The organism is Polaribacter sp. BAL334, assembly GCF_015767435.1.
GTDB lineage: Bacteria > Bacteroidota > Bacteroidia > Flavobacteriales > Flavobacteriaceae > Polaribacter.
Map to the genome: position 1 here is coordinate 1 of NZ_JADWOV010000056.1, position 769 is coordinate 769.

At 30.9% G+C, this 769-nt stretch carries 1 protein-coding gene; it reads right to left on the reverse strand.

The features are described 5' to 3' along the window. Positions 1-746 (reverse strand): GIY-YIG nuclease family protein (locus tag IU405_RS00310; RefSeq protein WP_231749389.1); only part of this gene is annotated, 746 nt, incomplete at its 3' end. Between the last annotated feature and the right edge of the window lie 23 nt (positions 747-769).

A 769-nucleotide genomic window follows, 5' to 3' on the forward strand; every position in this document is an offset into this window, starting at 1 on the left:
ATCGTACTTTTTGCTTGATAATTGCTTAATAAATCTACTTTTTCTTTTACTTTTTGTGCCTCTTCAAATTCCATTTTCGCCGCAAAATCATGCATGATGATTTGAAATCTCTCTAAACTTTCCTTGAAATTTCCTTTGACAATATTGCGAATTTCTTTAATGGATTCGTTATAATTTTCAACGGTTTCTAAGCCTTCACAAGCACCTTTGCAATTTTTTAAATGATATTCTAAACAGACTTTATATTTGCCTTCTTCAATATTTTTTTCAGACAAATCAAAACTGCAATTTCTCAAGGGATATAAGTCTTTGATTAAATCTAGCAACACTCTAACCGTTTTTACTGAAGTATAAGGTCCAAAATATTCTGAGCCGTCTTTTACCACATTTCTCGTCATAAAAACTCTCGGAAAACGCTCTTTTTTGATGCAAATCCAAGGATAACTTTTATCATCTTTCAGCAACACATTGTAACGTGGTTTGTGCTTTTTGATCAGATTATTTTCCAATAAAAGTGCATCCGTTTCTGTGTTGACCACAATGTGTTTTATGTACACAATTTTTTTTACTAAAACCCTAGTTTTCCCATTTTCTTGAGTTTTCATAAAATAGGAAGTCACTCTTTTTTTTAAATCTTTGGCTTTGCCAACGTAAATAATTTTGTTGTCTTTATCAAAATATTGATACACACCTGGAGCATTTGGCAACGTTTTTAGTTGAAGTTCTATGGATTCAGAAATGCTCATTGATCAAAAAATTACAATCGTAA